The sequence below is a fragment of the Sphingobium sp. TKS genome (assembly GCF_001563265.1).
Classification (GTDB): Bacteria; Pseudomonadota; Alphaproteobacteria; order Sphingomonadales; family Sphingomonadaceae; genus Sphingobium.
This window is the reverse complement of record NZ_CP005083.1, coordinates 1,690,614-1,715,833: the sequence shown is the minus strand read 5'-3', so window position 1 is coordinate 1,715,833 and position 25,220 is coordinate 1,690,614. Positions and strand designations below refer to the sequence as shown.

Sequence of the window (25,220 nt, the reverse complement as noted above, 5' to 3'; positions counted from 1 at the left end):
CTTCGTTGAAGAAGGATAAACCATTAGTGCGAGCAAAGAAACAGGATAAGTGCGGCGAAATGGCGCACATAAACGCCAGACTGAAAGAGCCACACCTTGAACTCAGGTTGCGCAGTCGGGCGGACAATCGCCCGTTTATCGCAAAAATCCACTCATCTTCTTTTTAATCAGATGCTTATCGGAATGTCGAACCCCGATGCTTCAAAAAGGACTGTGTCGCCTCTTCCGGCCCGCGATAGGCCTCCTGGAACTCCGCGCTCCAATATTTGAGGTCGTCCAGCTCGATCCGCGCACCCGAAACGGCACAGAGCACGAACTGCCCCGGGCGCACGATGTCGAAATGCGGCGTGTCGTAATGCAGCACCGCCAGTCCCTGAATATCCGCCATCAGTCGCCGGTCAGGATGCGATCGACGAGTTGCTTCACGGTCGGCACGAACCCGTTGGAATAGAAGGGGTCCTGCTTGAACTTATAGGCGCCATGGCCCGCGAAGAGCAGATTCTTGTCGAGGTCGCCGCCATGGACGGCCTCCTGCAGCGATTTCTGGATGCAGAAGCTGCGCGGATCGGCCAGGCGGCCGGTCGAGTTGGTTTCGCTGTCCATCCAGCTCGAAAAAGCGCACTGGCTGAGGCAGCCCATGCAGTCGGTCTGATCTTTGCGGATTTCGGCCTTTTCCTCTTCGGTCACGAAAACCAGCGTGTTGTCCGGCGTCTTGAGCGCCGAGGTGAAGCCCTGTCCCACCCATTCGCGGGCGCGCAGCAGGTCGCCCCGCGTCACCCAGAAATTCTTGCCCTTCACGCCCGCGTCAAGCTGGTGCGTATGGTCGCCCGCCTGTTCCGTGCTGAACGGAATCTGCCGTTCGGAGCGGGCTTCGAGCTGGCGCAGAAAAGGATTGCGGACCGCCGAGCTATAGAAACCGGTGGGTGAGAAGCGATGCAGCAGCACGTCGCCCGGTTCAAGCTGGGTCAGGCGCTGTTTCCATTCCTCAGGGATCGGGCTTTCCTGCGTCAGCAGCGGACGGGTGCCGAACTGGAAGGCGATGGCGCCCAGTTCCGGATTGTCGATCCAGTCGTTCCAGTCCTTCAAATGCCAGACGCCGCCTGCCATGACGATCGGCACGTCATCCGAAATGCCGCCTTCGCGCATGGTGGCGCGCAAATCCCGGACGCGAGGATAAGGGTCCTGCGGCACCTTGGGATCTTCGGCGTTGGAGAGGCCATTATGGCCGCCCGCCAGCCACGGGTCTTCATAGACTACCGCCGCCAGCCATTCCGACGCCTTGGAATAGGCGCGCTTCCACAGTGCGCGGAAGGCGCGGCCGGAGCTGACGATGGGGAGATAATTGACGCCATAGGAGGCGGCGATCTCCGACAGCTTGTACGGCATGCCCGCGCCGCAGGTGACGCCCGCGACCATGCCCCTGGTCTTTTCCAATACGCCGTGGAGAACACGCTGCGCGCCGCCCATTTCCCACAGCACGTTGATATTGATCGCGCCCTTGCCGCCCGCGATTTCGAAAGCGCGCTTCACCTGCTCGACCGCGCCGTCAACGGCATAGGCGATCAGCTCCTCATGCCGGTCGCGGCGGGTGCGGCCATGATAGATTTGGGGGATGACGTTGCCGAAGCTGTCATAGCTGTCCGCGTTGACCGCCGACACCGTGCCGATGCCGCCGGCCGCCGCCCAGGCGCCGGAGCTGGCATGGTTGGAAACAGCTACGCCCTTGCCGCCCTCTACCAGCGGCCAGACTTCACGGCCGCCGTAAATGATGGGCTTCAACCCCTTGAACAACGCAATCTCCCGCGCAAAAATCCAGTGGCCCCCGACCACTTAAATGCGGCCCTATAGCAGCTTTACGGTCGGATGACGAATATTTGGGGGCGCCCTACCGCAAAATATGGGGGCTGGATAGTGCCTGCCCATAAAGGCTTGCATAGGCGTCGACCATGGCGGCTTCCGTGAAATCGCGCCGGGCGCGCTGGCGGTTGGCTTCACCCAACCGTTGGCGAATGTCGGGGTCGCTGGCCAGGGCTTCGAGGGCGGAGGCCAGAGCCGCCTCATCCGGAACGACGAACGCCCGGTTTTCCGGCGCAACCATATTGGCGACGTCGCCTACATCCATCGATGCGATGGGGAGGCCCGCCGCCATCGCCTCGATCAGCGAGAACGGAAATTGCTCGCTGTCGGAGGATAGCGCGAAAATGTCGAATAGCCCCATGAAGCGCCAGGGCTCGCTCATGAAGCCAGCCATGCAGATATCGTCCAGGCCATGGGCTTTGGCTTCGGCCAATATGGCATCGCGTTCCGGCCCCTCCCCCACCACCACCAGTTGCAGGTGGTTGCGATGCGGGGCGACGGCGCGGACGAGGCGGCGAATATTCTTGACGGCGCGCAGACCCGCAACCGTGCCGACCAGCAGCTTGCCGGGCGTGCGATGAAGGGCGGGAATGGCGTTGGGCAGAGGTGGCTGCGCATAGCGTACCGTGTCTATGCCGTTGCGGATCAGGTGCACCTTGGCGACGGGCTGACGCCACACCATGCGGGCGATGGCGTCGAGACGGATCGACGGGATCACCAGCGCATGGGCGCGCTGGAGCGCGAGGCGGCGATAGAGGTTGCGCTGGGGCTTGAGCCCAGCCGCCTCGTCCGCGTTGAAGCCGTCTTCATGGTGGATCAGCGGAGGGCCGCCATGGATGCGATGCGCCATCACCGCGTCCATCGCACCCCAATTATAGCTGAGGATCAGGTCATATCCCGACAGGAACCGCGCGATCGCCCTGAAGCGCTTGATGCCGGGCTTGCCCGCGAGTGGAGGCGGCTCGGGAAAATCGACCGGCGTTGCCGGATCAATGGCGTCGCGAGCGCTCATCAGATGAGGCGCCGCGCTGACGATGCTGTGATGGGCGCGCTCTCCCCAAAGATTCATGAGGCGGACGGCCCGCGCTTCCTTGCCACCCAGGGAGAAGCTGCCGTGGACGTGAAGCAACCGGGGCGGCTCATCTGTCTGCCGTGATTGTCGAGCCGTGAAATCTTCCATTTCACTCAAATCACTTCAGCCATTCAGAACCCGCGCAAGCAGCCGGTCGATGGCGGCGGCGGATTCCGGTTCGTCGAGAACAGGGGCATGGCCGACATTGGAGATGGTGGCGTACTCGGCATCCGGGCCGATTTCCTCCACCATGCGGGCGGTCGTGGCGGCGGACAACAGGTCGGAACGCTCACCGCGCAGGATCAGCGTCGGAATTCCGCGAAAGCTCTGCATGACCGGCCACATGTCGACGCCTGCCTCACTGCCCGCAACGCGCAGCGGCTCGGCTATGCGCATGTCATAGTCCAGGACGACGCGCCCCGCGCTGTTGAGGCGATAAAGGCGCTTGGCCATAGCCAGCCATTGGTCGAGGCCATAGCCGGGATAGACGTCGCGATTGGCTTCTTCCAGCGCGCGCGCCGCATGGACCCAGCTTGGATGCGATTGGCCGATGCCGACATAGGTACGGATGCGGGCGAGGCCTGGCTCCTCCAGCGTGGGCCCCACGTCATTGAGCAGCGCACCCGCCAGCCATTCACCATGGGTCGCGGCGATCAGCATGGTGATGATGCCGCCCAGCGACGTGCCGACGGCGACGCAACGGGTGATGGCCAGGTCGGCCAACAGGCGGCTGATGTCCTGCAAATAAGTAAGCGGGACATAGGTCATCGGATCCTTCGCCTGCGCGCTTTCGGCGCGGCCGCGCATGTCCGGGCAGATCAGACGCCATTGCCCGGCCAGACGGGCGGCGAGCGGCTCGAAATCGCGGGCGTTGCGTGTCAGGCCCGGCAGGCAGAGCAAGGGCGGACGGCCATCCTCCCCCCCTGCATAATCGCGATAATGGAGCCTCAGCCCATCGGGGGACCACCAATATCCGTCGCTATAGCTGCTCAAGCTGCTTGATCCTTCCGCCCTGCATCCCCCATATCGCCGCATGCGCTCTACCCTGCAACCCGCCAAATTCAGCCCCGCGAATGAAATCGCCGCGCTGCAACCCGATTTTGCCGATCCAGTCACGGCGGCGGACTTCCCGCAGACGATCCTGCGGTTCCGCAATGACCGCTGGGCGCCGACGGTGGGACTTGGCGATCTGAGCGATGAGCAATGGGTGGCGCATTTCGGGCGGTTTCAGCCGCTGGAGGGATCGCTGCCGGGGCCGCTGGCGCTGCGTTATCACGGGCACCAGTTCCGGGTGTATAATCCGGATATTGGCGACGGACGCGGCTTCCTGTTCGCGCAGTTGCGGGACGGCGCCGGACGGTTGCTCGACCTTGGCACCAAGGGGTCGGGCCAGACGCCTTACAGCCGGTTCGGGGACGGACGACTGACACTGAAAGGCGGGGTGCGGGAGATATTGGCGACCGAGATGCTGGAGGCGCTGGGCGTCAACACGTCCAAGACCTTCTCCATCATCGAAACGGGCGAGGCTCTGGAGCGCAATGACGAGCCATCCCCTACCCGTGGCGCCGTGATGGTGCGCCTCAGCCATTCGCATGTCCGCATCGGGTCATTCCAGCGGGCGGCCTATTTCGATGACAAGGCCTTGCTGGAGCGGCTGACCGATTATGCGCTGACGAAGCTTTATGGCGAGGTGCCGGGGGATAACCCGCCCGCGCAATTGCTGGGCCGCGTGGTCGAGCGCGCCGCCGATCTGGCGGCGAGCTATATGGTCGCGGGCTTCGTCCATGGCGTGCTCAACAGCGACAATATCAATGTGACGGGCGAAAGCTTCGATTACGGCCCCTGGCGCTTCACGCCGCTGTGGGAGCCGGGCTTCACCGCCGCCTATTTCGATCATGCGGGTCTATATGCCTTTGGGCGGCAGGCGGAGGCGATCCACTGGGACGTGGCGCAACTCGCCGTATCGCTGCGGCCCTTGGTGGAGGCGGAACCGCTGATCGCGCAGTTGGAGCGCTTTCCAGCGCTGTATGGCGAGGCGATGGTCCGGCGCTTCTGCTGGCGTTTGGGCGTCGTGCAGAGCGGCGATGCGTCGGCCATGATCGAGGCAGCGGTGCGGGGGATGGTCGGCACACAAAGGCCGATCGATCGCTTCTTTCAGGACTGGCGCGGTGGCGATTCTCGTCAGGGCGCTCCCTATACGGGCGAGGAATGGGCCGGGTTCCGCGAAGCCATTGCCGGATTTGAGGCCAGCGGGCCGAAGGATCACCTCTATTGGAGCGCGCCTTCGCCTTGCTCCATGCACATCGATGAGGTCGAGGCGATCTGGGGCGCTATCGATAAGGACGATGACTGGGGACCGCTCCATGCCAAGGTCGCGTCGATCCGGGACATGGGCGATGCGTTGGGAGACGCGCCACCTCTTCCCTAACGCCCAATTATCCTCCATATCGGGACCATGTCCGCCGCGCTGACTTCGATAGAACCCGCCACTGGCGCTCTCTTGTGGCAGGGGACTGCCAGCGAGGTGGAGGCGGAAGTCGCCCGCGCCCGTGCCGCCTGGCCCAAATGGGCCGCGCAGCCCATCGCCTATCGCATCGAGACGCTGCGCCGCTTCGTCAATGTCGTACGCGCCAATGAGGAAGCGCTGGCCGACCTGATCGCGCGCGAAACCGGCAAGCCGCTGTGGGATGCGCGCACCGAAGTGACGGCGGTGATGAACAAGGTCGACATTTCCGTCGCGGCTTTTTCCGAACGCACCGGACAGCGGCGGCTGGAGGCAGCCATGGGCGCGCGCCAGTCCGTACGGCACAAGCCCCATGGCGTGATGGCCGTGCTGGGGCCGTACAACTTCCCCGCGCATCTGCCCAATGGCCATATCGTGCCTGCCCTGCTGGCGGGCAATGCAGTGGTCTTCAAGCCTTCGGAAAAGACGCCTGCCGTGGGCGAGATGCTGGTGCGCTTCTATCATGAAGCGGGCGTGCCGGAGGATGCCGTGCGGCTGGTGCTGGGCGGACCGGACGAGGGCAAGGCGCTGGCCGCGCATCCCGATGTGGGCGGCGTGCTCTTCACCGGATCGGCGCAGACGGGGATCGCCATCAACCGGCAATTCGCGGCCAATCCGGGCAAGATATTGGCCCTCGAAATGGGGGGGAACAACCCGATCCTGGCCTGGGACACGGCGGATATGGCCAGCGCGGCAACGCTGATCGTGCAATCCGCCTTCCTGTCGAGCGGGCAACGCTGCACGGCGGCGAGCCGGCTGATCGTCAAGGAGGATCTGGCCGACACGCTGATCGCGGAGGTCAAGAAGCTGGCCGACCGGCTGATCGTCGAGCATCCCCATGCCGACCCCGCGCCCTATATGGGGCCGGTGATCGACAATCAGGCGGCGGACCATCTGACGGAGAGCTTCCTCTACCTGATGAGCAATGGCGGCAAGCCCATCAAGCATATGGTTCGCACGACCAAGGGTCTGCCCTTCGTGACCCCGGCGATCATCGATGTGACCGCCATGACGGAACGACCGGATACGGAGCTGTTCGGGCCTTTGCTTCAGGTCATCCGGGTGCCCGACTTCGAATCTGCGATAAGGGAGGCGAACAATACCCGCTTTGGGCTGTCGGCGGCGCTAATCGGCGGCACGCCGGAGCAATATAACCAGTTCTGGGCGAATATCCGGGCGGGGATCGTCAATTGGAACCGGCCGACCAACGGCGCCTCTTCCTCAGCCCCCTTCGGCGGCGTCGGGATTTCGGGAAACCATCGGCCGAGCGCTTATTATGCGGCGGACTATTGCGCCTATCCGGTGGCTTCGGTGGAAATAGAACAGCCTCGCGCGTCCATTGGCGTGGGGCTGAAGGATATCGATACCGCCACGATGGGGGAGTGAGCGGCGGAGTTTAATTAGCCTTCCCCCAAATTTTCCTTCGCCTTGGCCAAAGCATTCTGGATTGAAACCGTTGGCCGCTTTCGCCATTTGCCCAACATGGCTGAAACTCCACCTGCCACTGTCACCCTTGTCGGCGCCGGTCCGGGCGATCCGGAACTGCTGACTCTGCGCGCGGCGCGCCTGATCGGTGAGGCGGAGGTGATCGTGCATGACGGGCTGGTCTCGACCGAGATATTGGCGCTCGCCTCTCCGTATGCCGAGCTGATTTCGGTCGCCAAGCAGCGCAGCCGCCATTCCGTGCCGCAGGACGGGATCAACGCCCTGCTGGTCGAACTGGCGCTCGCCGGGCGGAAGGTGGTGCGGCTGAAAGGCGGCGATCCCTTCATCTTCGGGCGCGGCGGCGAGGAAATGGAAGCCTGCCGCGCTGCCGGCGTGCCGGTCGAAATCGTGCCGGGCATCAGCGCGGCGATCGGTTGCGCGGCGCAGGCGCAATTGCCCCTCACCCATCGCAATGCGGCCAGCGCCGTCACCTTCGTCGCGGGGCAATGCAAGGGGCTGACCGATCAGGACTGGTCGGGACTGGCGGGCGCGGGCCGCACGCTCGTTATCTATATGGGCGTGGCGACGGCGGCGGATATTGCCGACAAGCTGATCGCGGATGGCGTATCGCCGGGAATTCCGGTGGCGGTGCTGGAAAATGGCACGCGCGCCGACATGCGGACTTTGCGCACCTTGCTCGCCGATCTGGGCGACATGGTGGTGCGGGAAAAGGTTGAGAGCCCGGCGCTGATTGTCGTTGGGGACGTAACGGCCTATGCGCTGGCGCAGGATGTGCTGGCCGGGTGGGCCGCGCAGGCAAATAATGGGGCGGAGATGCTTTCGTGAAGATTTTGACCGGCAATGACCTCGGCACCGGGGACGTGATCTGGTGGGCGGGCGACGGCTGGTCGCGGCAGGTCGGGGACTCCGTCGACGTGGGCGACAAGGGCGACGAACTGGCCCGAGCCGAGGAAGCCGCGCTGCGCGTTGTCGGCGCTTATGTGATCGATGCGACCGTGACCGACGAAGGCGTCCGTCCGGCCCATATCAAGGACCGTATCCGCGCTCTGGGGCCGACTGTTCGCCCTGACCTGACGCTGAAACCGAATGACGCCGATGCCGGCAACTGGGTGATCTGACCATGTATCGTTACGACAGCTACGACCAGTCCATCGTCGACGCCCGCGTCGAGGAGTTTCGCGATCAGGTGCAGCGCCGCCTGGCCGGGCATCTGACCGAGGATCAGTTCAAGCCGCTGCGGCTGATGAACGGACTCTACCTCCAGTTGCACGCCTATATGCTGCGCGTGGCGATCCCCTATGGCACCCTCTCCGGCAAGCAGATGCGCAAGCTGGGCGAGATCGCGGCGAAGTATGACAAGGGCTATGGCCATTTCACCACGCGCCAGAATCTGCAATATAACTGGATCAAGCTGGCCGATGCGCCGGACATCCTGGCCGAACTGGCGACGGTCGAGATGCATGCCATCCAGACCAGCGGCAACTGCATCCGCAATATCTCGTCCGACCAATATGCGGGCGTTTCGGCGGATGAAGTGACCGATCCGCGCCCGTGGGCGGAACTGCTGCGCCAGTGGTCGACCTTCCACCCTGAATTCACCTATCTGCCGCGCAAGTTCAAGATTTGCGTGATCGCCAATGAGGAAGACCGGGCGGCGATGCGGCTGCATGATATCGGCCTCAAGCTGGTGCTGCGCGATGGCCAGATCGGCGCGGAAGTCTATGCCGGCGGCGGCATGGGCCGTACGCCGATGGTCGCGCCGCAGATCAAGGACTTCGTGCCCGAAGATGAGATCGTCTCTTATCTGGAGGCCTGCCTGCGCGTCTATAACCGCTACGGTCGCCGCGACAACAAGTACAAGGCGCGGATCAAGATCCTGGTCCATGAACTGGGCGTCGAGGAATATAAGCGGCAGGTCGAGGAAGAATATGCGCATATGCGCGAACTCGGCCTCAACCCGCCTACCGAGGAACTGGACCGCATCCGGCCCTTCTTTGCCAATCCGGCCTATGAGCAGGGGTTGAGCGACGAGATTGACCGGACCGATCCGGCCTTCGCCCTATGGGTCGACCGGCAGGTCGCCGCGCACAAGCAGCCGGGCTATGCCATCGTCAATATCAGCCTCAAGCCCAAGGGCGGGATTCCGGGCGACGCGTCGGCAGAGCAGATCGAACTGGCTGCCGATCTGGCCGAAACCTATTCTTTCGACGAACTGCGCGTGACCCATGCGCAGAACCTCGTCCTGCCGCATGTCAGGCAGGCCGATCTCTACGCCATCTGGCAGAAGCTGGACGAAGCCGGGCTGGCCGAGGCCAATCTGGACCTGATCACGGACATCATCGCCTGCCCTGGCCTGGACTATTGCAGCCTCGCCAACGCACGCTCGATCCCGCTGGCGCAGAAGCTGTCGGAGCGCTTCGGTTCTGTGGAGCGCCAGAAGGATCTGGGCGAGCTGAAGGTCAAGATTTCCGGCTGCATCAATGCCTGCGGCCACCATCATGCCGGTCATATCGGCGTGCTGGGCGTGGACCGGAAAGGCGTGGAGAATTTCCAGCTCTCGCTCGGCGGATCGGGCGCGGAGGATGCCAGCGTCGGCCAGATCACTGGCCCCGGCTTCTCGGAGGACGGCGTGGTCGATGCCATCGAGAAGGTCACTGACCTGTATCTTTCGCAGCGGGAGGAAGGCGAACGCTTCCTCGACACCTATCGCCGTCTTGGCATGAAGCCCTTCAAGGAGGCGATCTATGGTTGAGTTCCTGACCTTCCGCGAAGGCGAAGCCACGCAGGAACCGGCTGTGACGGTCGAATCCTTCACCGGCCAGTCCAACTCGACCGCCGTGCGGATCGAAGCGGGCGAGGATGCGCGCGAATTGCTGCCCTATATCGACCGGCTGTCGCTGGTCGAGGTGAACTTCCCCGCCTATGGCGACGGGCGCGGCTATTCGGCGGCGCGTATCCTGCGTGAGGCGGGATATCAGGGCGAACTGCGCGCCGTAGGCGATGTGCTGGTGGACCAGCTCAATGCTATGCGCCGCTGCGGTTTCGACAGTTTCCGGCCCGACAAGGCGCTGGACGATGCCGCCGTGGAGCGCGCCCTTAATCGTTATGCCGACGTCTATCAAAAGACGGTCGACGGCCGCCGCCCGCTGTGGGCGAAACGGCACCCGGAGACTGTGAATGGCTGAACCTGCCCGCAAGCTTGACGTGATCGACGCCCGCCCCGCCTTTACCCAGGCGGACGCGGACGCGCTCAACGCGCGTTTCGAAGGCGTCGACACGCTGTCGATGCTCAAGACCGTCTTTGCCGAAGGGCTAGCGGGCAATGTGGCGGTCGTGTCCTCCTTCGGCACGGAAAGCGCGGTGCTGCTGTCGCTGATCGCCAAGGCGGACAAGACGGTGCCGGTGATCTTCGTCGATACGCTCAAGATGTTTGGCGAGACGCTGGACTATCGCGAGACGCTGATCAACACGCTGGGCTTTACCGACAGCCGGGCCGTGGTACCCAATGCGGAAGTGCTGGCAAAGAAGGACGAAACCGGCCTGCGCTGGTCCTACGACCCCGACGGCTGCTGCGAAATCCGCAAAGTTGAACCGATGCACCGCGCCAAGGAAGGCCTGGATGCCTGGATTTCCGGGCGCAAGGCGTTCCAGTCGGTGACGCGGCAGAACCTGCCCCGCTTCGAGATCGAGGATGGGCGGCTTAAGATCAATCCGCTGGGCGATTGGACCAAGGACGATCTGGAGGCTTGGTTCGAGGCGGAAAACCTGCCCCGCCATCCGCTGGAAGCGCAGGGTTATCTGTCCATCGGTTGCGAACCCTGCACGTCCAAGGTGCTGCCGGGCGAAGACCCGCGCGCCGGACGCTGGCGCGGGTGGGACAAGGTGGAATGCGGCATCCACTCGCCAGTGACGCCGATCCCGACGCCTGCCGTCGATCCGGACGATCCAGCAAACCAGCCGGTGTTCTGATCTTTCCCAATCCTCCCCGCGCTTCGCGTAGGGAGGATTTTGGCAGATATTGCTATACAGTCGTTCAATGACTACCCCTTGCCACCTGCAAGGGAGCAAGAAGCCATGAGAACATTCGCGCGGATTTCCATCCTCGCTCTGACCCTGACGGCGTTCGGACCGCCGCTCGGCGCGCAGATCGATCCGATGACACCGGATACGGTCAAGACTTACGATCCGGCACGCCCCCAGGCCGATTATATCCGGCGCGAAGTGATGATCCCGATGCGCGACGGGGTGAAGCTGTTCACCGTGATCGTCATGCGCAAGGGCACCACTCGCGGCCCCATATTGCTCAGCCGCACGCCTTATAATGCGGGCAAGGCGACCTCCCGCAACCGCAGCCAGAAGATCGAGGAAATCCTGCCCGTTTCCGATGCCGAGTTCGTCGATGACGGCTATATCCGCGTCTATCAGGATGTGCGCGGGCTGGATGGCTCAGAGGGTGACTATGTGATGACCCGGCCTTTACGGGGGCCGTTGAATCACACAGAGGTCGATCACAGCACCGATGCCTATGACACCATCGATTGGCTCGTGAAAAATGTCCCGGAAAGCAATGGAAAGGTTGGGATAACTGGATCGTCCTATCTGGGCTTCACCTCGTTGATGGCGCTCATAGACCCGCATCCGGCGCTCAAGGCCGCCGTGCCGCAAAGCCCGATGGTGGATGGCTGGATCGGGGACGACTGGTTCCACAATGGCGCCTTTCGCCAACCCAATTTCAACTATGTGCTGGGCCAGACCGCGAAGAAGGGCGGCGGGGCCGTGCCCTTTGGAACGGGCGATGAATATGATGCCTATCTGAAGGAAGGGTCGGCGGGCGATTTCGCGCGCGCCTATGGGCTGGACGGCTTTCCCTTTTCCCAGAAGCTGATGCAGCATCCGGCCTATGACAGCTATTGGCAGGAACAGGCACTCGACAAGCTGCTCGCCAAGCGCAAGCTGACCGTGCCGACCATGCTGGTCGTGGGACAGTGGGACCAGGAAGACAGCTATGGCGCGCCGGCAGTCTACAAAGCGCTGGAACCGCAGGACAAGACTAACGACATGGTGAGCTTGGTCATCGGGCCGTGGCGGCATAGTGGCGTCAACTATGACGGGTCACATCTGGGCGATCTGGACTTCGCGGGCGACACTGGGCTTCAGTTCCGGCGCGATACCATGAAACCCTTTCTAGACCATTATTTAAAGGACAATCCTCCCAAGGGATATAAAGTACCGGGGGCGCTTACCTACGCCACCGGGGCGGACAAATGGCAGGTGATGGCGAAGTGGCCGGGCGGCTCGCCCAAGGCGCTGTATCTGGCTGGCGGCAATGGGCTGAGCTGGAGCAAGCCGGGCGCCGAAGGAAGCGACAGCTACGTCTCCGATCCGGCAAAGCCGGTGCCCTATCTCCCCCGCCCGGTGCTGCCGAACAAGGATGATGCGTGGAAGACCTGGCTGGTGAAGGACCAGCGTTTCGTGTCCGGACGGACCGATGTGCTGAGCTATATGACGCCGGTGCTGGACAAGCCCGTGCATATTGCCGGACAGCCGATGGTTGATCTGTTCGCGGCGACATCCGGCACGGACAGCGACTGGGTGGTGAAGCTGATCGACGTCTATCCCGACCAATATAGCAATGTCCCCAAGATGGCGGGCTATGAACTGCCGATCGGGATGGAGATTTATCGCGGGCGCTATGTCCATGGCTTCGACGAGCCGGAGGCGCTGGTGCCGGGTAGGATCGAAAATTACAAATTCGGCCTGCCCAATGTGAACCATGTGTTCCAGCCAGGCCACCGGATCATGGTGACGGTTCAGTCGAGCCTGTTCCCCCTCTATGACCGCAATCCGCAGAGTTTCGTGCCGTCGATCTTTGAGGCGAAGAAGAGCGACTACAGGATCGCGACGCAGAGCGTGCATTATGGCGCGGGCCATGCAAGCGCGATATGGTTGCCGACAATGGGTGACTGAAAGGGGAAATGATATGGCCGTTGAGCTGAAGATATTGGCGTGGAGCTGTGTGTTGCTGTTGGTCCACATCTTCGCGGCGGCGCATATCAAGACGCGGCAATATGGCACCAAATGGAATATGGGGGCGCGTGATGAGGAGTTGCCGCCCCTCGACCCTGTGGGCGGGCGATTGGTGCGCGCGCAGGCGAATTTTCTGGAGACCTATCCGATTGCGATCATCACGCTGCTGGGCGTGGTGGTTGCCGCGAAAACCAGCGGGTTGACCGCGGTTGGCGGATGGATGTGGCTGGGGGCTCGGGCTGTGTATCTGCCGCTTTACGGCATGGGCGTGCCGGTGGTGCGGACTGTCGCCTATCTGGTCAGCATGGTGGGGCTGGCGCTGGTTTTTCAGGCTTTTGTTTCGGGGTAGCGCGAAGGTTTTTCGACTAGGCTCGAAACGAACGGGGATCGGACACCTTTTCCCCTATTCAATATCCTCAAGATAGCTGCCCTCCGCCAGATCAGAGAAGCGGGTGATCCTGGCGTCGAACTTCATGCGGATGCGACCGGTGGAGCCGTGACGCTGTTTCGCCACGATCACCTCGGCCAAACCGTAAATGCGCTCCATTTCCTGCGCCCATTCCAGATGCTCGGAGCTTTCCTTGTTCCCCGGCTCCTTGGCGGCAACATAATAATCCTCGCGGAACACGAACCAGACCATGTCCGCGTCTTGCTCAATAGAGCCTGATTCACGAAGGTCGGAGAGCTGCGGGCGCTTGTCCTCGCGCTGTTCGACGGCGCGGCTGAGCTGCGAAAGCGCCAGAACCGGACAATTAAGTTCTTTCGCCAAGGTCTTCAAACCACGGGAAATTTCTGAAATTTCGTTGACGCGGTTATCGCCCTTGCCAGTGCCCTGGAGCAGTTGGAGATAGTCGACCACGACGAAGCCGATGTCATGACGGCGCTTCAACCGGCGGGCGCGGGTGCGCAGCGCGGCGATGGTAAGGCCGGGCGTATCGTCGATGAAGAGCGGCAATTCCTGCAACTCCCGCGCCGCGCGGGAGAGGTTCTGAAAGTCCGCGCGGCTGATCTTACCCATGCGCAGCGCTTCGCCGCTGATGCCCGACTGTTCGGCCAATACGCGGGTAGCGAGCTGGTCGGCGGACATTTCGAGGCTGAAGAACGCGGTCTTGGCGCCCATATTCTTTTCGGGTGGAATGCCGTCGGCATGATCGCGCAGCCAGCGTGAGGCAGCATTATAGGCGATATTGGTGGCGAGCGAGGTCTTGCCCATGCCCGGACGACCCGCGAGGATCATCAAGTCCGAATTGTGCATGCCGCCGATTTTTTCGTTCAGGCTGTTAATGCCGGTGGTGATGCCCGACACATGGCCGCCGCTGTTGAGTGCGCGCTCCGCGATCTGGACCGCCATGGTGGTGGCGGCAGCAAAGCTCTTGACCGAGCCGCTTTCGCCCTCGCCTCCCGAAACCTTGTAGAGCGCGACTTCGGCCTGTTCGATCTGCTCGCGCGGATTGACATCTTCACTGGTATCCAGTGCATTTTCAACCAGTTCACGACCGACATGAACAAGCTGCCGCAACAGGGCCAGGTCGTAAATCTGGGTCGCGAAATCGCGCGCGCCCAGCAGCGCGGCGCCATTGCCCGTCAATTGCGCCAGATAGCCCACGCCGCCCAGTTCCTTGAGCGCCGGGTCCTGCTCCAGCATGGGCTTGAGCGTCACCGGGTTCGCGATCATGTCGCGCTCGACCAGCCTCATCACGGATTCATAGATGCGGCCGTGCAGAGGCTCGAAGAAATGCTCGGGCTTGAGCTTTAGCTGCACATCTTCGGCAATGCGGTTGTCGATCATCAATGCGCCCAGCAGCGCCGCCTCCGCCTCGACATTGCGGGGGAGTTCAGTGATGCCAGATTCCGCGGCGGCGTTGAATTGCACGAGTTCGACCATGGCCCCCTCATCGCGCCGCAGACCTGCCCTTGCAAGGTGGAACGTTGAAAGCATTTGGAAAAGCTGTGGACAAGAGTCGCCATTGCTTTTCCCGGTTGCATTTCCTTGTGCGCCGCCGCACTGACCATAGCGTCCATGGCCGATCCGCGCATCATCGATATCACGCTCGACGAGCGGACGATCCTCTGGCGCAATGCCGATGTCGAGCAGGAACGGCGCATAGCCATTTTCGACCTGCTGGAAGATAATTATTTCGAACCCCAGCGCGTCCATGAGGACGGCTATGCCGGTCCCTACAAGGTGCATCTGCGCGTCGAGGAAGGGCGGCTGGTCATCGAAATCCGGCGGGACAATGGCGATCCGCTGGAGGCGATCATCCTGAGCCTGGGTCGCTTCCGCCGCCCGATCCGGGACTATTTCGCGATCTGCGACAGCTATTTCCAGGCGATCAGCAATGCGTCGCCCGCGCAGATCGAGACAGTGGACATGGCGCGCCGCGGCATCCACAATGCCGCCGCCGAGACGCTGATCGAGCGGCTGGAGGGCAAGATCAAGGTCGACTTCGATACGGCCCGTCGCCTCTTCACGCTGATTTGCGTCCTGCATATCAAGGGGTAAGGGGCATCCGTATCATCAGTGCCGGCCATTTGCTGGCCCGTTTTGGCGTGGTTTGTGCCGTTCTGGGCCTGTTGGCTCTGGGCGGGTGGCTTTATGCCCGCGACTGGGCGCCGAGCCGCGAAGAATTTCCGACCCAGGGCGTCTCCGTATCATCCGCCGACGGGACCATCGAATGGGGTACGCTGGCGGCACAGGGGGCGGATTTCGCCTATATCCGCGCAGCCAGCGGCGGACATTTTCGCGATCCGGCGTTTGAGGCCAATTGGGCGGCGGCGCGAGCGGCCGGAATGCGCTATGGCGCGGTGCTCGAATTCAGCCTGTGTGCGAAGGCTTCCGATCAGGCGACCGGGTTCATGACCATGGTGCCCCGCGACAATGCCGCCTTGCCCCCGGTGATCCGGCTGGCGTTCGAGCCTGGCTGCCGGGCGCGGCTGGGGCAGGATGCGGTGCTGTCAGAACTGAATACGCTGATCAACCTGATCGAGAGCCATGCAGGCACGTCGGTGGTGCTGAACGTCAGCGACGATTTCGACGCGCAATATGGCATTGCCTCGGGGATCAACCGGACGCTGTGGCTCGACCGCAATTTCTTTCCCCCTGATAGCGAAAAGCGCAAATGGGTGATGTGGACAGCCAGCGATATGCGGCATATCGACGGCATCGAGGGTCCGGTGCGATGGGATGCGATGGCGCGATGAGCGCGACGAAAGAACTGATCGAGGCGGCGCGCGGGGCTATGGCCCATGCCCATGCGCCATACAGCCGCTTTGCCGTCGGCGCTGCGGTGCGGTTGACCGACGGGCAGATCATCACCGGCTGCAATTTCGAAAATGCAAGCTATGGCCTGTCGCTCTGCGCCGAAACGGTGGCGCTCGCGGCGGTGAATGCGCAAGGACGCTTTGCCGATGTGGAGGCGATCGCGGTCGTTGGGGGCGCCATGGGCGCGGATGGCTCCATCACAGGCGATGCCATCGTCACGCCCTGCGGCCGGTGCCGCCAGATCATGAACGAAGCCGAGCAGATGGCCGGGCGGACGCTCGCCATCTACTGCGCGGCGCCGGAGGGGGACGCCATGGTCGAACATAGCGTCGCTGAACTATTGCCTCATGCCTTTGGTCCCCGGGATCTCGGCATATTCCCAGGAAAGAGCTGAACCAGCCATGTCGATATTGTCGGATAAGTGGATTCGCGAACAGGCCCAGACCCACAACATGATCGAACCGTTCGTGGAGAGCCAGCGGCGTGACGGCTGCATCAGCTATGGCCTCTCCTCCTATGGTTATGATGCGCGGGTGGCGGACGAGTTCAAGATCTTCACCAATGTCAACAGCGCCGTGGTGGACCCCAAGGATTTCGCCGCGAACAGTTTCGTCGACCGCAAGACCGACGTCTGCATCATCCCGCCCAACAGCTTCGCGCTGGCCCGGACGGTCGAATATTTCCGCGTGCCGCGTGACGTGCTGGTGATCTGCCTCGGCAAATCGACCTATGCGCGTTGCGGCATCATCGTGAACGTCACCCCGCTGGAGCCGGGCTGGGAAGGTCATGTGACGCTGGAATTTTCCAACACCACGCCGCTCCCCGCCAAGATCTACGCCAATGAGGGCGCCTGCCAGTTCCTGTTCCTCAAGGGCAATGAGCCGTGCGAGACCAGCTATGCCGACCGCGCGGGCAAATATATGGGGCAGCAGGGCGTCACATTGCCCCGCCTTTGAAGCCATGCGACACTGGCGGACATGATGTGTGAGCCTTGTCCGCCATGCTGATGCCCTTCCGCCGCCGGAAAGCGTCTGCCGAACCGCTAGCCCCCAACGTGGGCGGAGATGCGCGCGTCTATGCGATTGGCGACATTCATGGCCGCGACGATCTGTTTGCCGAATTGCTGGACAAGATTGGGCGAGATGAAGCGGATCGTCCTCCCCTGCCCCGGCTGCTGATCCTGCTGGGCGATCTGGTGGATCGCGGACCGCAATCGGCGCAGGTTGTCGAACGGGCGATGGGACTGGCGCGATCAGGCGAGGATGTCCGCTTCATCAAGGGCAATCATGAGGAAATGTTCATCGCTGCTGCTCGCGGTCGGGCGCAGGCCGCCCGCTTCTTCCGGCGATATGGTGGGGTCGAGACGCTGGCCAGCTATGGCCTGGATCCAGACGATTGTGCCACCATGGGCGACGAGACGTTGGCCCAATGGATGCTGACCCATATACCCCGCGATCATATCGATTTTCTGGACGATTTTCCCGACATGCTGCCGGTGGGCGACTATCTGTTCGTGCATGCCGGGGTTCGGCCGCGCATCGGGCTCGACGCGCAGATTCCCGCCGATCTGCGCTGGATCAGGGGCGATTTCCTGAACCACCGGGGACAGTTCGGGAAGATGGTCGTCCACGGCCATAGCATCAGCGAGGATGTCGACGTTCAGCCCAATCGGATCGGCATCGACACCGGCGCTTTCCGTAGCGGTCGACTAACCGCTATCGGGCTGGAGGAAAATCAACGCTGGTTCCTGCAAACTTGCGCCTGAACGACTGCATCGCCGCAGTTGTAATATTATAATAAGAAACTCTCATTTTAAGCGTATTTTCCGATCATCTATCGCTCGCAATCGATCGTTCCCGCCCGCCGGATAGCGGATCGGGAGCTTTGCTTCGTTCGATGCAATCGGAACGGCACGATAATGCCGTCTGCTACAGGGGAACAATCAATGCGTTTTCGCCATGCGCTGGCAGGGTTGGCCCTTGCCACCTGCCTTGTTTCGCCCACGGAGCTTCTGGCGGCCCCCAAGACGGACGCCACTCTGTCGCAGCGTCACAAGTTCGACATTCCACCGCAGCCGCTGAGCAGCGCCCTGCGCCAGCTTTCGACGCAGTCGGGCGTGCGCATCCTGTTTCCCTATGACGAAGTAGCCGCGATACGCAGCCGGCGCGTGCAAGGCTGGTTATCGACCGAAGATGCGCTGGAAAGGCTGCTCGCCGGAACCGCGCTCAAGCATAGCGAGGCGGGCGTGGGCGTCATTGCGCTCGCGATCCCCGCCAACCGGAGCGCCGCCCACCGCCGCCCGCTGGCCGTTCAACTCGCGCAGATCGGCATCGCGGGCGCGGCAGCTCCGGTCGCCATGGCACCGGGCGCCGAAGCGGAGGAGACGTCCGCCCCCATCATCGTCACCGGCACCCGCCAGACCACGCGCACCGTCGCGGAAAGCCTCGCGCCGATCGACGTACTAAGCGCCAAGGATATGGAAGCGAGCGGCAAGCAATCGGTCCGCGACCTGCTGGGGACGCTGGTGCCGTCGATCAACGTGTCGAACAGCGGCGCCGGGGCCAGCTTCGCGGTTAAGACGCTGTCGCTGCGCGGGCTTGCGGGCGACCAGTTGCTGGTGCTGGTGAACGGCAAGCGGCGCCACAATACGGCGACCCTCTTCATCAACGGCACGACCCAAAACGGCCAGTCGCCGCCGGACCTGGACCTCATCCCCTCCTCCTCCATCGAACGCATAGAGGTACTGCGCGACGGGGCGTCGGCGCAATATGGTTCGGACGCGATTGCAGGCGTCGTCAATATCTTATTGAAGGATGACGCCAGCGGCACGGCTTCCTTCCTGGGCGGCGCCACGGCGGACGGCGGCGGCGAACAGGGCCGGCTCCAGATCAGCAAGGGCTTTGGCATCGGTGATGGCGGCCATGTCCATTTCACGCTGGACGCCTTCCTTCAGGGACGCACCTATCGCAGCGCGCTGAACCCCGGCCGCTTTTATGCATATCTCGGCCAGCCTTATTCAGCGACCACTGGCACGCCCGATCCACGTGAAGCGACCGTCAACCGCGACGTGAACAAGGGTGGCCAGCCGCAGGTTTCGGGCATCAACTTCGCCTATGACGTGTCGCTGCCGGTAAGCGAGGCGGTACAGTTCTACCTGTTCGGCACGGCTTCCCGGCGGCATAGCGACGCCTGGCTGACCTATCGCTTCCCCGATGCGCCGAACAATATTCCGGAGCTTTTCCCCAACGGCTACAGCCCGCACCTCCACATTTATGACGAGGATTTCCAGACGGCGGCAGGACTGCGTGGAGATCTCTCCGACACATTCCATTACGACCTGTCCAGCAGCTTTGCCCGCAATTGGGTGAAATATCGGGAAAGCTCGGTCGTCAACGCGTCGCTCGGCCCGGCGAGCCCTGCCGACATGTATATCGGCTCCGTCACGTCGAAGGAGTGGACGACCAATCTCGACCTTCAAAAGACGGTCGATCTGGGCCTGGCTGAACCGTTGCTGGTGGCGCTGGGGGTGGAATATCGCTGGAACAGCTACGCCATCGGTTCGGGCGACCCCGAATCCTATATCGACGGCGGATATCGCTCGACCAGCGGCGCCAATGCAGGGGTGCTGCGGACATCCGGATCGCAGGGTGTGACAGGTTTCCCCCTCTCCTCCGCCGGAAAATGGCACCGCGACAATTGGAGCGCCTATCTGAACCTGGAACAGCAGGTCATAGAGGGGTTCGAGGTCGCGCTGGCCGGGCGGCATGAGGATTATTCGGACTTCGGCACCACCGACACCGGCAAGGCGTCGCTGCGTATCGAGCCGGTGCGCGGCCTGGCGCTGCGCGGCACGGCAAGCACGGGCTTCCGCGCCCCGACGCTGCAACAGCAGCATTATTCCTCCGCCAGCACGATCAATGTGGGCGGTGTGCTGCTGCCCGTATCGGCGCTGCCGGTGGATTCAGCGGCGGCCATCGCTCTGGGCGCAACACCGCTGAAACCGGAAAAGTCGAGGAACCTTTCCGCCGGCATCGTCATCACGCCGACGCCGCGCCTCAACATCACGGTCGACGCCTATCAGATCAAGATCAAGGATCGCATCCTGTTGTCCGAAACCCTGCAGGGTCCGCTGGTGCGCAGCGTGCTGGCGGCGGCGGGCATCACCTCTTCGGCGGGCGGCTTCTACTTCTCCAACGCGGCCGATACGCGGACGCGCGGGATCGATGTGGTCAGCACCTGGCGCGCCGATTTCAACGACCTGGGCCATGCGGTGTTCAGCCTGTCGGCCAATTTCAACAAGACCGTCTTCACCCATGTCGATGCCGTGCCGAGCGTACTGGCCAGTTCCGGGCTGGCGCTGATCGGCCGGTCGAAGCAGGGCGACTTCACCAAGGGCACGCCGCGCGACAAGTTCATCGCCAATATCCTCTGGACCAAGGGACCGGCGAGCCTGAACCTGCGCGCCACCCGCTTTGGCAAGGTGACGATGGTCCATCCGACCACGCCCTCGCTGGATGCGGAAATCGATCCCGAGATCATCGTCGACCTGGAAGCCGGGGTGGAACTGCGCAAGGGCATCAAGCTGTCAGCGGGCGCCAACAATCTGTTCAACAGCTATCCCGATAAATTGCTGCCCGTACTGCAGGGCAATGGCTTCTCCCTCTACAACCAATATTCGCCCTACGGGACCAGCGGCGGCTTTTATTACGGCCGGTTGAACTTCGAATTCTGATTGAACCGGCCGGGCGCGGATATTTTCGAAGTTGGTCATCCTCGCGGAAGCGCGGATGACGAAGGCGGAAATGCCTGCCTTCCCCTCTTTTCCGTCATGCACGCTGCAATTTTTCACAGTTCATGTCACAGTGGCCGATCCTGTCTCGTCATGTCAGCACAATCCAGGAAGAAAGGTGCCGACCATGACTGCCAAGCTCGATCCCTTTGCCGCCGCGCCCCAGCTCATGAAAAGCTGGTTCGCAACATCCAACGCCGTCAATGCCAGCCTGGAGCCGAGCCTTATCGAACTGGTGAAGATACGCGCTTCGCAGATCAACCAGTGCGCCAATTGCATCAACATGCACACGACCGACGCCCGCGCCCAGGGTGAGAGCGAGCAGCGCATCTATCTGTTGTCGGCCTGGCGCGAGGCGCCCTGCTACACGTCTCGCGAGCGGGCTGCCCTGGAATGGACGGAAGCCTTGACGCGCCTCTCCGAAGGGCACAGCCATGACGCGGCCTATGCGGCGCTGGCAGCCGAGTTTTCGGAGGAGGAACGGGTGAAGCTGACCCTGATGATCAATGTCATCAACGGCTGGAACCGCATCGCGGTCGGTTTCGGCCTCTGGTACGAAACCCCGGCCAAGGCGGCTGCGTGATGGCCCAGGGGACGCATGCGGACGCGGCGGAGAGCTTCGACCCGCTGCGTCCCCGCCTGACCCGCGTCGCCTATCGCATGCTGGGATCGGTCGCTGATGCCGAGGATATGGTGCAGGAGGCCTTTATCCGCTGGATGGGGGTGGATCGCGAAGCCGTTCGCGAACCGGAGGCCTTCCTGCGGCGCACGGTGACGCGGCTGTGCCTCGACCAGCTCAAATCGGCGCGGCACCAGCGCGAAACCTATGTCGGCCCCTGGTTGCCAGATCCGGTGATCGAGGATGCTGAGGAAGAGGAGGATGTGACTTTGCCGCTGATGCTCGCCCTCGAACGTCTCTCGCCGCTGGAGCGCGCCGCTTTCCTGTTGCATGACGTGTTCGGCGTCGGCTTTGAGGAAATCGCCGCGACGGTCGATCGCGATCCGGCGGCCTGTCGTCAATTGGCTGCGCGGGCGCGGGCTCATGTGCGGGATGCCCGGCCTCGCTACCGGCTTGAAAAGCAGCGCGGACTGGAGATCGCCAGCGCCTTTTTCGCGGCCTCTCGCAGCGGCGACATGACGGCGCTGGGTGCGATGCTGGCGCAGAATGTCAGCCTCCACAGCGACGGCGGCGGCAAGCGGCCAGCAGCGGTGGTTCCGGTGCTCGGCTTCGGCCAGGTCATGCAGATCCACAAGGCGCTGGCGGTGCTGTTCGGCAAATATGGCTCGACGCTGGTGCGCTTGGGGCTGATCAATGGCCTGCCCGGCTTCGTCACCCGCGAGGCGGATGGCGAGTTCCAGACGACGGCGCTCGACATCGAGGATGGGCGCGTCACCGGCATCTATGTGATGCGGAATCCCGACAAGCTGCGGCATCTGCATTGAACTTTTGTCGGCGGTCATCCTTTGCACATCGTCATGCTGAACGTGTTTCAGGATAAGGCAGCCCTAAAGGAAAATCCGTCGCGCTCCAGGCACGGCCCGGATCAGATAATAGGCCGCTATCGGCAGCAACAGCGCCTGCATCAGCAGCCACGGCTTGCTGAGATAGGGCGAGAGATAGTGGATCACCGCGACATGCAGATACATAATGACCAGCGACGCGCGACCGATCGCCGCGATCCAACCGCCAAAGGGCGCGATCCGCACTGAAAGGCGGAACAGCAGGAAGCTGGTGGCCACTGCCGAGCCGACCGACAGGAGCGGCCAGCCATAATCCGCCGCCTTCATATTGAGCGTCGGCAGCAGCGCCATCAACCCCGCCAGCGATAGCGGGATCAGAGGCGCCAGCATCCAGCCTCGCCACGTCACAAGCCGCCACACCGCGCCAAGCCACAGCAGGACCAGCGCCATCGGCACGGTGAGCAGGCCAAGCGGCGACAGGCTGGTGAATTTGCCCACACCATAAGCGAGCAACAGGCAGGGCAGCATCAGCAACGTCCAGCGCCGATCAAGCGGATCGGGCCAGCGGGCCAGCGCCATATTGAACAGGATACGGGCCATCATCAGGCAGGGCACGAACCAGAAAATGGTGAACGGCCCGCGCAGCCAGGAGCCGCCCAACAGGACCGGCGCCACATCCTGCGGCCAGCTATGGAAGATTGGGCGCCCGCCCTTCATCCTTTCGATGATCTGGTCGGCAAGGATCAGCAAAATCAGGAAGGCCGCATAGGGCCGCATCTGCGACGCGAGTTGGCGCCAGGTGAAGCGCGTCACCGGCTGCGGCCGCGACAGCAGGCCCGATAGCAGGAAGAACAGCGGCATGTGGAAGCTGTACATTGCGTCGCGCAACGCGCCCCGCGTCCATACATGACCGACGACCACGGCGACGATGCCGATGCCGCGTGCGACATCGATCCATTCCAGCCGCCCTCCGCCCGGCGGGTGCGCCTCATGCCCCCTGTTCTCCATGATCTCCACGCCCTATAGGAAGCCGCACGCGCGTCAATCGCCCTCCTATTTACGGAAACGCCTCTTGTCCCTGCTTCACGACCGAGTCCTGTTTATCGATGGCGAGGCCATCATCCTCGACAAGCCCGCCGGCCTGCCGGTCGACGCGCCGCGCGACGGGTCGCTTTCCCTGGAAAACCACCTCTCCTCGCTGACCTTCGGCTTCCAGCGCTGGCCGCTGCCGGTCCATCGGCTGGACCGGGACACCAGCGGCTGCCTGTTGCTCGCCCGCAATCCCAAGGCGCACAAGCGCTTCGCCGCCGCTTTCGAGGCAGGGACGGTCGCAAAGCGCTATGTCGCCGTGGTGGACGGCGTTCCGGCGGAGGACAGCGGCACCATCGAGCTCGCGATCAAGAAAGTCAGCACGCAAGCGCAGGGCTGGCGGATGATCCCGGCCAAGGCGGGCAAGGCCGCGCTCACCGAATGGCGCAAGATCGCGGAAAAGGATGGCCGGGCACTGATCGTCTTCACCCCGCGCACGGGACGGACCCACCAAATCCGCACCCACGCGCTGCATGGCCTGGGCTTTGGCATTGCGGGCGATCCGGTCTATGGGACCAGCAGCGGACCCATGCTGTTGCACAGCCGTTTTCTCAGCATCCCGCGCGGGGAGAAAGCGCCCGCGGAGGCGACCGCTCCCCTGCCGGAGACCTTTGCGGCGGCAGGTTTCGGGCAGGAGCTGCTCGAACAGGCGGGACTGTAAGGCTTGGCCCTCATCCCCGTCACCCGGTCGATCGCCATCGACACTGACGAACTGTCGGAAACATTCGTCCGCTCGACCGGCGCCGGGGGCCAGCATGTCAACACCACCGACAGCGCCGTGCAGTTGCGCTTCGACGTGGCGAACAGCCTCTCCCTGCCCGAAGCGGTGAAACGCCGGCTGGCAGTGATCGCCGGGCGGCGGATGACGGCGGAAGGCGTGCTGATCCTCCGTTCCGAAGGCTCCCGGTCGCAGCTCCTGAACCGGCAGGAGGTGCTGGCCCGGCTGGTCGAGCTGATCCGGGAAGCGACCATAGTGCCCAAGGCCCGCAAGGCGACCAAGCCCGGCAAGGCCGCCAAGGCCCGCCGGGTCGACGCCAAGAAAGCGCGCAGTTCGGTCAAGGCCGGGCGCGGCAAGGTTCGGTTCGATTAGGATCGATCGAAACTAGGGTGGACGCAGGCGCCAATCGTTCGAAATGATGTCGATGGGTTCAGACTGGTCGACACGCGCGTCGCCCCCTATATCCCGTCCATGTTCGATTTCGCTCCTCCGGCCGACGCCGACAAAGCCACGCTCTATGACGATCTCCTTTCGGCCGCTGATGCGCTGACGGCGGGCGAGCCTGATGCCATCGCCAATATGGCCAATATCTCGGCTCTCATCTGGCAGTTTCTGCCGAACCTCAATTGGGCGGGCTTTTACCGGATGGTCGAGGATCAACTGGTTCTCGGCCCTTTTCAGGGCAAGACGGCCTGCATCCGCATTCCGCTGGGCAAAGGCGTGTGCGGCACGGCGGCGGCCAGCGGCGAGACGCAACTGGTCGAGGATGTCCACGCCTTCCCCGGCCATATCGCCTGCGATGCGGCCAGCGCTTCGGAGATCGTCGTGCCGGTGATCGTGGGCGGCCGCGTCGCGGTGGTACTCGACCTCGACAGCCCCGTTCCCGCGCGTTTCGACGATGCCGACAAGGCGGGACTGGAAACGCTGGTAGCCCGAATCGGATCGCGCCTGGGCTGAGCATGCCCTGCCCCGTTTCGGGACAGGCGCAGGGACGCC

The 25,220-nt window shown here is 63.0% G+C and carries 26 protein-coding genes; 20 read left to right on the top strand and 6 right to left on the bottom strand.

Annotated elements, in window-relative coordinates; all coding sequences use genetic code 11:
- Window positions 1-175 precede the first annotated feature (175 nt).
- The 4 genes from K426_RS08620 to K426_RS08605 all read right to left on the bottom strand — a co-directional run bounded on the left by K426_RS08620 (window position 176) and on the right by K426_RS08605 (window position 3,922).
- Window positions 176-388, bottom strand: a complete 213-nt coding sequence (locus K426_RS08620) for a DUF2093 domain-containing protein (RefSeq protein ID WP_066555972.1) — start codon at window positions 386-388, stop codon at window positions 176-178.
- Entirely contained in the window at window positions 388-1,791 is a 1,404-nt protein-coding gene (locus tag K426_RS08615) for an NAD(P)H-dependent flavin oxidoreductase (RefSeq protein ID WP_066561557.1), read from the bottom strand. The genes K426_RS08620 and K426_RS08615 overlap by 1 nt, the downstream gene beginning before the upstream one ends.
- 94 nt (window positions 1,792-1,885) lie before the next feature.
- Window positions 1,886-3,037, bottom strand: a complete 1,152-nt coding sequence (locus K426_RS08610) for a glycosyltransferase (RefSeq protein WP_066555969.1) — start codon at window positions 3,035-3,037, stop codon at window positions 1,886-1,888.
- A gap of 15 nt (window positions 3,038-3,052) precedes the next feature.
- Complete coding sequence (locus K426_RS08605) at window positions 3,053-3,922, bottom strand: alpha/beta fold hydrolase (RefSeq protein ID WP_066561555.1); 870 nt, start codon at window positions 3,920-3,922, stop codon at window positions 3,053-3,055.
- Between the two features lie 40 nt (window positions 3,923-3,962).
- Between K426_RS08605 and K426_RS08600 the strand changes: the two genes are divergently transcribed.
- The 9 genes from K426_RS08600 to K426_RS08560 all read left to right on the top strand — a co-directional run bounded on the left by K426_RS08600 (window position 3,963) and on the right by K426_RS08560 (window position 13,254).
- A complete protein-coding gene (locus tag K426_RS08600) occupies window positions 3,963-5,357 on the top strand; it encodes a protein adenylyltransferase SelO (RefSeq protein ID WP_066555966.1) in 1,395 nt (464 codons plus the stop codon).
- Between the two features lie 27 nt (window positions 5,358-5,384).
- Window positions 5,385-6,818, top strand: coding sequence for a succinylglutamate-semialdehyde dehydrogenase (gene astD, locus K426_RS08595; RefSeq protein WP_066555964.1), 1,434 nt, complete (start codon window positions 5,385-5,387; stop codon window positions 6,816-6,818).
- Between the two features lie 96 nt (window positions 6,819-6,914).
- The gene (gene cobA, locus K426_RS08590; protein ID WP_066561553.1) at window positions 6,915-7,703 is read left to right on the top strand and encodes a uroporphyrinogen-III C-methyltransferase; all 789 of its coding nucleotides are present in this window, start codon (window positions 6,915-6,917) and stop codon (window positions 7,701-7,703) included.
- Window positions 7,700-7,996: a DUF2849 domain-containing protein gene (locus K426_RS08585; RefSeq protein WP_066555963.1), complete on the top strand. Its 297-nt coding sequence runs from the start codon at window positions 7,700-7,702 to the stop codon at window positions 7,994-7,996. The genes cobA and K426_RS08585 overlap by 4 nt, the downstream gene beginning before the upstream one ends.
- A 2-nt stretch (window positions 7,997-7,998) precedes the next feature.
- On the top strand, window positions 7,999-9,630 hold the full coding sequence (locus tag K426_RS08580) for a nitrite/sulfite reductase (protein WP_066555961.1): 1,632 nt from the start codon (window positions 7,999-8,001) through the stop codon (window positions 9,628-9,630).
- The gene (locus K426_RS08575) at window positions 9,623-10,063 is read left to right on the top strand and encodes a DUF934 domain-containing protein (protein WP_066555960.1); all 441 of its coding nucleotides are present in this window, start codon (window positions 9,623-9,625) and stop codon (window positions 10,061-10,063) included. The genes K426_RS08580 and K426_RS08575 overlap by 8 nt, the downstream gene beginning before the upstream one ends.
- Window positions 10,056-10,847: a phosphoadenylyl-sulfate reductase gene (locus K426_RS08570; protein WP_066555955.1), complete on the top strand. Its 792-nt coding sequence runs from the start codon at window positions 10,056-10,058 to the stop codon at window positions 10,845-10,847. The genes K426_RS08575 and K426_RS08570 overlap by 8 nt, the downstream gene beginning before the upstream one ends.
- A gap of 105 nt (window positions 10,848-10,952) precedes the next feature.
- On the top strand, window positions 10,953-12,845 hold the full coding sequence (locus K426_RS08565; RefSeq protein ID WP_066555953.1) for a CocE/NonD family hydrolase: 1,893 nt from the start codon (window positions 10,953-10,955) through the stop codon (window positions 12,843-12,845).
- Window positions 12,846-12,858: 13 nt separating this feature from the next.
- A complete protein-coding gene (locus tag K426_RS08560; protein ID WP_066555952.1) occupies window positions 12,859-13,254 on the top strand; it encodes an MAPEG family protein in 396 nt (131 codons plus the stop codon).
- Window positions 13,255-13,308: 54 nt separating this feature from the next.
- On the opposite strand, the gene K426_RS08555 is transcribed toward K426_RS08560, so the two are convergent.
- The gene (locus K426_RS08555) at window positions 13,309-14,790 is read right to left on the bottom strand and encodes a replicative DNA helicase (RefSeq protein WP_066555950.1); all 1,482 of its coding nucleotides are present in this window, start codon (window positions 14,788-14,790) and stop codon (window positions 13,309-13,311) included.
- 135 nt (window positions 14,791-14,925) lie between these two features.
- Here K426_RS08555 and K426_RS08550 point away from each other — a divergent pair, with 135 nt between their 5' ends.
- From K426_RS08550 to K426_RS08515, 8 genes are all read left to right on the top strand, one after another.
- Complete coding sequence (locus K426_RS08550) at window positions 14,926-15,408, top strand: UPF0262 family protein (RefSeq protein WP_066555948.1); 483 nt, start codon at window positions 14,926-14,928, stop codon at window positions 15,406-15,408.
- A gap of 29 nt (window positions 15,409-15,437) precedes the next feature.
- Window positions 15,438-16,106 carry a glycoside hydrolase family 25 protein gene (locus K426_RS08545; protein ID WP_066555946.1) on the top strand — a complete coding sequence of 223 codons (669 nt, stop codon included), beginning with the start codon at window positions 15,438-15,440 and terminating at the stop codon, window positions 16,104-16,106.
- Window positions 16,103-16,561: a cytidine deaminase gene (locus K426_RS08540; RefSeq protein ID WP_066561551.1), complete on the top strand. Its 459-nt coding sequence runs from the start codon at window positions 16,103-16,105 to the stop codon at window positions 16,559-16,561. The genes K426_RS08545 and K426_RS08540 overlap by 4 nt, the downstream gene beginning before the upstream one ends.
- A gap of 7 nt (window positions 16,562-16,568) precedes the next feature.
- Window positions 16,569-17,123, top strand: coding sequence for a dCTP deaminase (gene dcd, locus K426_RS08535; RefSeq protein WP_066555945.1), 555 nt, complete (start codon window positions 16,569-16,571; stop codon window positions 17,121-17,123).
- Between the two features lie 44 nt (window positions 17,124-17,167).
- Window positions 17,168-17,932: a metallophosphoesterase gene (locus K426_RS08530; protein WP_066555942.1), complete on the top strand. Its 765-nt coding sequence runs from the start codon at window positions 17,168-17,170 to the stop codon at window positions 17,930-17,932.
- A gap of 180 nt (window positions 17,933-18,112) precedes the next feature.
- Window positions 18,113-20,899, top strand: a complete 2,787-nt coding sequence (locus K426_RS08525; RefSeq protein ID WP_066555940.1) for a TonB-dependent receptor plug domain-containing protein — start codon at window positions 18,113-18,115, stop codon at window positions 20,897-20,899.
- Window positions 20,900-21,083: 184 nt separating this feature from the next.
- A complete protein-coding gene (locus K426_RS08520) occupies window positions 21,084-21,539 on the top strand; it encodes a carboxymuconolactone decarboxylase family protein (protein ID WP_066555938.1) in 456 nt (151 codons plus the stop codon).
- Window positions 21,539-22,399 carry a sigma-70 family RNA polymerase sigma factor gene (locus K426_RS08515; protein WP_066555936.1) on the top strand — a complete coding sequence of 287 codons (861 nt, stop codon included), beginning with the start codon at window positions 21,539-21,541 and terminating at the stop codon, window positions 22,397-22,399. Before K426_RS08520 ends, K426_RS08515 begins: the two co-directional genes overlap by 1 nt.
- Window positions 22,400-22,462: 63 nt before the next feature.
- On the opposite strand, the gene K426_RS08510 is transcribed toward K426_RS08515, so the two are convergent.
- Window positions 22,463-23,425: an acyltransferase family protein gene (locus K426_RS08510; protein ID WP_066555935.1), complete on the bottom strand. Its 963-nt coding sequence runs from the start codon at window positions 23,423-23,425 to the stop codon at window positions 22,463-22,465.
- A 64-nt stretch (window positions 23,426-23,489) separates the two neighbouring features.
- Here K426_RS08510 and K426_RS08505 point away from each other — a divergent pair, with 64 nt between their 5' ends.
- The 3 genes from K426_RS08505 to K426_RS08495 all read left to right on the top strand — a co-directional run bounded on the left by K426_RS08505 (window position 23,490) and on the right by K426_RS08495 (window position 25,181).
- Entirely contained in the window at window positions 23,490-24,167 is a 678-nt protein-coding gene (locus K426_RS08505) for an RluA family pseudouridine synthase (RefSeq protein ID WP_066561549.1), read from the top strand.
- 3 nt (window positions 24,168-24,170) lie between these two features.
- A complete protein-coding gene (gene arfB, locus K426_RS08500) occupies window positions 24,171-24,596 on the top strand; it encodes an alternative ribosome rescue aminoacyl-tRNA hydrolase ArfB (protein WP_066555932.1) in 426 nt (141 codons plus the stop codon).
- Between the two features lie 99 nt (window positions 24,597-24,695).
- Window positions 24,696-25,181 (top strand): GAF domain-containing protein, encoded by a 486-nt coding sequence (locus K426_RS08495; RefSeq protein WP_066555931.1) that lies wholly within the window; start codon window positions 24,696-24,698, stop codon window positions 25,179-25,181.
- The last annotated feature ends 39 nt before the right edge of the window (window positions 25,182-25,220 follow it).

Bases quoted from the DNA above. Each gene is read 5' to 3' on its own strand.
- K426_RS08620 (WP_066555972.1), bottom strand. From the start codon at position 388: ATGGCGGATATTCAGGGACTGGCGGTGCTGCATTACGACACGCCGCAT.
- K426_RS08610 (WP_066555969.1), bottom strand. From the start codon at position 3,037: ATGGAAGATTTCACGGCTCGACAATCACGGCAGACAGATGAGCCGCCC.
- K426_RS08600 (WP_066555966.1), top strand. From the start codon at position 3,963: ATGCGCTCTACCCTGCAACCCGCCAAATTCAGCCCCGCGAATGAAATC.
- astD (WP_066555964.1), top strand. From the start codon at position 5,385: ATGTCCGCCGCGCTGACTTCGATAGAACCCGCCACTGGCGCTCTCTTG.
- cobA (WP_066561553.1), top strand. From the start codon at position 6,915: ATGGCTGAAACTCCACCTGCCACTGTCACCCTTGTCGGCGCCGGTCCG.
- K426_RS08580 (WP_066555961.1), top strand. From the start codon at position 7,999: ATGTATCGTTACGACAGCTACGACCAGTCCATCGTCGACGCCCGCGTC.
- K426_RS08575 (WP_066555960.1), top strand. From the start codon at position 9,623: ATGGTTGAGTTCCTGACCTTCCGCGAAGGCGAAGCCACGCAGGAACCG.
- K426_RS08570 (WP_066555955.1), top strand. From the start codon at position 10,056: ATGGCTGAACCTGCCCGCAAGCTTGACGTGATCGACGCCCGCCCCGCC.
- K426_RS08565 (WP_066555953.1), top strand. From the start codon at position 10,953: ATGAGAACATTCGCGCGGATTTCCATCCTCGCTCTGACCCTGACGGCG.
- K426_RS08560 (WP_066555952.1), top strand. From the start codon at position 12,859: ATGGCCGTTGAGCTGAAGATATTGGCGTGGAGCTGTGTGTTGCTGTTG.
- K426_RS08555 (WP_066555950.1), bottom strand. From the start codon at position 14,790: ATGGTCGAACTCGTGCAATTCAACGCCGCCGCGGAATCTGGCATCACT.
- K426_RS08550 (WP_066555948.1), top strand. From the start codon at position 14,926: ATGGCCGATCCGCGCATCATCGATATCACGCTCGACGAGCGGACGATC.
- K426_RS08540 (WP_066561551.1), top strand. From the start codon at position 16,103: ATGAGCGCGACGAAAGAACTGATCGAGGCGGCGCGCGGGGCTATGGCC.
- dcd (WP_066555945.1), top strand. From the start codon at position 16,569: ATGTCGATATTGTCGGATAAGTGGATTCGCGAACAGGCCCAGACCCAC.
- K426_RS08530 (WP_066555942.1), top strand. From the start codon at position 17,168: ATGCTGATGCCCTTCCGCCGCCGGAAAGCGTCTGCCGAACCGCTAGCC.
- K426_RS08525 (WP_066555940.1), top strand. From the start codon at position 18,113: ATGCGTTTTCGCCATGCGCTGGCAGGGTTGGCCCTTGCCACCTGCCTT.
- K426_RS08520 (WP_066555938.1), top strand. From the start codon at position 21,084: ATGACTGCCAAGCTCGATCCCTTTGCCGCCGCGCCCCAGCTCATGAAA.
- K426_RS08515 (WP_066555936.1), top strand. From the start codon at position 21,539: ATGGCCCAGGGGACGCATGCGGACGCGGCGGAGAGCTTCGACCCGCTG.
- K426_RS08510 (WP_066555935.1), bottom strand. From the start codon at position 23,425: ATGGAGAACAGGGGGCATGAGGCGCACCCGCCGGGCGGAGGGCGGCTG.
- K426_RS08495 (WP_066555931.1), top strand. From the start codon at position 24,696: ATGTTCGATTTCGCTCCTCCGGCCGACGCCGACAAAGCCACGCTCTAT.